Raw genomic sequence first — 4782 nt, forward strand, 5'->3', positions numbered from 1 at the left:
CTCCTGCCGCTGGAGACACAGGCCGCCGCGCGGACCCCGCTGGTCGCCGAACTCCGCCGACTCGCCCACGCGCACGACCTGCCCGCCTACCGCTGGGTCTGCGAACACCTCGACGGCATGACAGCCGGCACGCTCAACGACCCCGCCGCGGTACGCCGGCACACCGAGCGGGGACTCGAACTCGCCCACCGCTACCGCATGGTGTGGGCGCAGGGCCTGGGCGTCGCGACCTCGGCCATGCTGGCGACGGTCACCGGCCGCTTCGACACGGCGGAGGCCGGATACGCCGAGGCCGACGTCCTCCTGCGACGCGTCGGCTCGCACCACGCCCGCGGACTGCGCACGCTGGGACTGACCACCATCCGGCTCGCCCAGGACCGGGCGGCCGAGATCGAGCCGGTGATGAGAAAGGTGTACGAGACCGTCGGCGCCCCCGCCGGAGTGGCACTCGCCCTCATCCTCGCCCGCCTCGGCAGACTGGACGAGTCACTCGCGGTGCGCTGCCCGCCGGAGCCCGTGACGGACCACCTGCACGGCCTGGAGCTCGACTTCCGCGCCCAACTCGCGGTGCTCCACGGCGACTTGGAAACGGCGTCGGCACTCGTCCCACATCTGCTGCCGGTCCGGGACCAGCTCGCCGGCGCGGCCGGAGCCGCCTACGCGACCCGCCCCCTCGCCCACGCCCTCGCCGACCTGTACCGACTCCTGGGCGAGGACGGTCCGGCGGCCGACAACTACACCCTGGCCGAGCACATCGCCTGCGCCTGGGGCTCGACCCACCTGGCCGACCGGGCCCGTGAGGCCATGGCGGCCCTGGCGACCGCACACGCACGACGCCGGACGTTCACGACGTAGGACGAGCGAGGAGCCATCGGGTCGCCCCTCCTCATCCCTGCCCGGTCAACAGCCTTCGCGGATTGGCGATGCGGAAGGCGTACGCCGCCGCCCCGCCCAGCCCATGACCCGGATGCCGCGGAGGCTCGGCGTAGGGCCGGTCCGTGCCCTGGACCACGGCGTTCACGCCGAGGGCGCGGACGGTCGCCTCGACGGCGGTCGGGCCGTACGACGACGTCTCGACGAACACCCCGAGGTCGGCCCGCCCGGGTCCGCCGCCCCGGGCGGCCAGCCGTTCCCCGTGCAGCGGGGCGAGCCCGGCCAGCAGTGCGAAGCACACCCGCAGGCGCGGGTGGCGCGGGCGGCCGAAGGCGTGGAAGGCGTACCAGGCAGCGTGCATCTGCTGGACGTACGGCACCATCGCGGGCCACCAGCCGGGGTCCGCCGAGGAGCCCACCGCGGGCCCCGGGTGGACGAGGAGGGGGAGGTCGCGTTCTTCCAGGAGGTCGAGGAGCGGGGCGCAGCGATCGTAACCGGCCGCGTCCGCAAGGGAGTTGGCGGGAAGCTGAAGTCCGGCGAAGCCGCGGTCGAGGTCCTTGGCGGTCGCCGCCGCGTCGATGTCCCGCACACAGGCCGCGGCCCAGGCACCGAACGGCTCGGGCAGTGCCGCCGCGCCGTCGTGGTAGGCGTCGAGCAGCGGCCGTGCCTCGGCCCCGGGCAGCCACTCCACGCCGATCGGGGCGGACAGGGAGACGAGCACCCGGTCGAGACCGTCGGCGGCGGCGAGTTCCGCGCGCCGGGCGACGTCATGGTCGGCGGGCGGTATCTCGAAGGGCGGTTCACCGTCCAGGAACAGGGTCCAGCCGTCGAGACAAGGCGGTTCGCGGCGGGCGCGCAGAGCCGTCACCAGCGAGGGGGTCCACAGATGCTGGTGTACGTCGACGTTGGTCATGTCGCTTCTCCCGCCAAGGCGTTGAGTGTGCCCGTCGACGACGACCACGGTCACCCATGGTCTCTCCCCATGTCCTGTCATGAGTGAACCTAGCGGCTAGGCCGGTGATGATCGAGTGGTGGGGCGCGGGGGCCGGGCGTACCGTCGAACGGTGAGCACCCAGACCGTCACACGGGAATCCGGTGGTGGCGGAAGCACGATGGCGCTGCTGGTCATCGCGGCGTGTCAACTCATGGTCGTCCTCGACATCACGATTGTGAACATCGCGCTCCCGCACATCCAGAGTTCCCTGGGGTTCTCCACCACCAGCCTGGCCTGGGTCGTCAACGCCTACACCCTCACCTTCGGCGGGCTGCTGCTGCTCGGCGGCAGGGCGGGCGACATCCTCGGCCGGCGGCGCGTGTTCGTGTTCGGGGTGCTGCTCTTCGTGCTCGCGTCCCTGCTCGGCGGGCTCTCCCAGAACTCCGGTGAACTCCTCGCCGCCCGTGCCCTCCAGGGCGTCGGCGGCGCGATCGCCTCCCCGACCTCCCTCGCCCTCATCAGTACGACGTTCCGCGAAGGACCGGAGCGCAACCGGGCGTTCGGGGTCTTCGCCGGTGTCTCGGCGGGCGGCGGCGCGATCGGGCTCCTGATGGGCGGGATCCTCGTCGAGTGGCTGAACTGGCGGTGGGTGCTCTTCGTCAACGTGCCCATCGGACTGCTCATCGTCCTCGCCACCCCGCGCTGGATCCGCGAGTCCGAACGCCACCCGGGCCACTTCGACATCACCGGCGCGCTGACCTCCACCGTGGGCATGGTGCTGCTGGTGTACGGCTTCATCCGGGCCGCGCAGGAGGGCTGGAGCGACTGGCTCACCCTGGCCTCGTTCGGCGCGGCCGTCGTCGTCCTCGCCGCGTTCGTCCTGGTCGAGCGGCGGTCCCGGCAGCCGATCACCCCGCTGCACATGTTCCGCGACCGCAACCGGGCCGGGACGTACGCCATCATGCTCTGCCTCTCCGCGGCGATCTTCGGCATGTTCTTCTTCCTCACCCTCTTCGTGCAGGACGTGCTGGGCTTCAGCCCGCTCATGGCCGGCATCGCCTTCCTGCCGGTCAGTGCCGTGATCGCGGTCGGCGCGGGGCTGGCCTCACGGTTCCTGCCGACCTACGGGCCCAAGCCGTTCATGGTGTTGGGCGCGATCCTCGCGGCGGGAGGCCTGTCCTGGCTGACGCTGACGGACGTCCACTCGACCTACGCGGGCAGTGTCCTCGGCCCGATGCTGGTGTTCAGCCTGGGCATGGGCATGGAGTTCGTCTCGCTGACCCTGATGGCGCTCTCCGACGTCCCCGTCCAGGAGACCGGCGCGGCCTCCGGACTCCTCAACGCCATGCAGCAGGTGGGTGGTTCGCTCGGACTGTCCATCCTGGTCACGATGTTCGGCACGGCCAGCAGGAACGAGGCGAAGGACCAGATCCCCGCGTTCCTGTCGCAGGCCACCCCGGCCGAGCGCCTCCGCTTCCGGCGCACCGGGCAACTCCCGGGCACCTGGGGCGACCAGGTCCTCACCTCCGGAGCGTCGGCCGCATTCGTCATGGCCGCGATCTTCACCGTGGTCGCCGCGCTGATCGCCGTCGTCGTTATCCAGGTACGCGCCTCCGACCTGGAACGCCTCAAGGGCGGCACGGGCGTCGGACCGGTCTGAGCGTCAACTCCCGTGATATGGCGGCACCTTCGGGATCCGCTGCTCGAACCACACCACCTTGCCCGTGCTCAGCCGCGTCGCCCCCCAGCGTTGCGCGAGCCGGTCCACGAGGAACAGTCCGCGACCGCCCTCGTCACCCGGCCCCGCCTCCCGCATCCGGGGCACCTGGGGCGAGTCGTCGGTTACCTCGCAGCGCAGCACGTCGGTACGCAGCAGCCGTAGGGAGATCGGACGCGAGGCGTAGCGCACGGCGTTCGTGACGACCTCGCTGACCATGAGTTCCGTGGTGTCGAGCAGGGCGTCCAGGCCCCAGCGGCGCAGCACCCGACGGGTCAGCCGGCGGGCCTGGCCCGCGGTGAGCGGGTGCGGGTCGAGGTGCCAGTAGCCGACGCTGTCCGGCGGGAAGCCCTCGAAACGGGCGGTAAGCAGTGCGATGTCGTCGTCGCGTGGACCCGGCGCCAGCGCGGCGAGGATGCGGTCGCACAACCGCTCCAGCGAGGACAGACGGTGTCCGTGCCGGGTGGAGTGGAGATGGGTGCGCAGGGCCTCGACACCCGTCCCCACGTCCATGTCCCGGGACTCGACCAGGCCGTCGGTGTACAGCACCAGGGTCGTGCCGGTGGGCGCGGGCATCTCCACCGACTCGAAGACGACTCCGCCGACACCGATCGGGGCGCCCGGCGGCACCCGCAGGACCTCCGCCTGGCCGTTCGGGCGCAGCAGCACCGCCGGCGGGTGGCCGGCGTTGGCCATGAGGAGGCGGTGCGAGATCGGGTCGTAGATCGCGTACAGGCAGGTCGCGATGTGGTCGCTGCCGAGCCGCTGGGCCTGTTCGTCGAGGTGGTGCAGCACTTCGTGCGGGGGCAGGTCGAGACCGGCGAGGGTCTGCACGATCGTGCGCAGCTGGCCCATGATCGCGGCCGAGGTCATGGAGTGGCCCATGACGTCGCCGACGATCAGCGCGACCCGGTTGCCGGGCAGCGGTATCGCGTCGTACCAGTCGCCGCCGACCTGCGCGGTCTTCGACGCGGGCAGGTAGCGGCTGGCCAGCTGGACACCGGTCGGCTCCGGCAGTGACGACGGGAGCATGGTGCGCTGGAGCGTGTCCGCGACGGAGGCCTCGTGGCCGTACATCACCGCCTTCTGGACGCCGATCGCGGTGTGGGTGGCCAGCTGGGAGGCGACTAGGAGGTCGTCGCCGGTGAACGCGGACCGCTCGGGGCGGCGCAGCAGGACGACGGTGCCCATGACGTGGTGGCGGCCGTGCAGCGGGGCGATGATCAGCCGCCGGCCGGGCGGCAGCGTCCCCGGCGCG

Annotated in this window: 3 protein-coding genes and 1 pseudogene; 2 read left to right on the forward strand and 2 right to left on the reverse strand. The window is 71.9% G+C overall.

Features of this window, described 5'->3' with window-relative positions; translation table 11 throughout:
• Positions 1–855 (forward strand): annotated as a pseudogene (locus R6V09_RS46180) (BTAD domain-containing putative transcriptional regulator); the annotation flags it as partial.
• Between the two features lie 31 nt (positions 856–886).
• Here R6V09_RS46180 and R6V09_RS46185 read toward each other — a convergent pair.
• Positions 887–1786: an amidohydrolase family protein gene (locus R6V09_RS46185; RefSeq protein ID WP_317887462.1), complete on the reverse strand. Its 900-nt coding sequence runs from the start codon at positions 1784–1786 to the stop codon at positions 887–889.
• Positions 1787–1985: 199 nt separating this feature from the next.
• Here R6V09_RS46185 and R6V09_RS46190 point away from each other — a divergent pair, with 199 nt between their 5' ends.
• The gene (locus tag R6V09_RS46190) at positions 1986–3467 is read left to right on the forward strand and encodes an MFS transporter (protein ID WP_317887464.1); all 1482 of its coding nucleotides are present in this window, start codon (positions 1986–1988) and stop codon (positions 3465–3467) included.
• A 3-nt stretch (positions 3468–3470) separates the two neighbouring features.
• Here R6V09_RS46190 and R6V09_RS46195 read toward each other — a convergent pair.
• On the reverse strand, positions 3471–4782 hold a 1312-nt coding region (locus R6V09_RS46195; RefSeq protein ID WP_317887463.1), incomplete at its 5' end, for a SpoIIE family protein phosphatase.

Source organism: Streptomyces sp. W16, assembly GCF_033194735.1.
In the GTDB taxonomy this organism is placed as follows: domain Bacteria; phylum Actinomycetota; class Actinomycetes; order Streptomycetales; family Streptomycetaceae; genus Streptomyces.

Bases quoted from the DNA above. Each gene is read 5' to 3' on its own strand.
- R6V09_RS46185 (WP_317887462.1), bottom strand. From the start codon at position 1,786: ATGACCAACGTCGACGTACACCAGCATCTGTGGACCCCCTCGCTGGTG.
- R6V09_RS46190 (WP_317887464.1), top strand. From the start codon at position 1,986: ATGGCGCTGCTGGTCATCGCGGCGTGTCAACTCATGGTCGTCCTCGAC.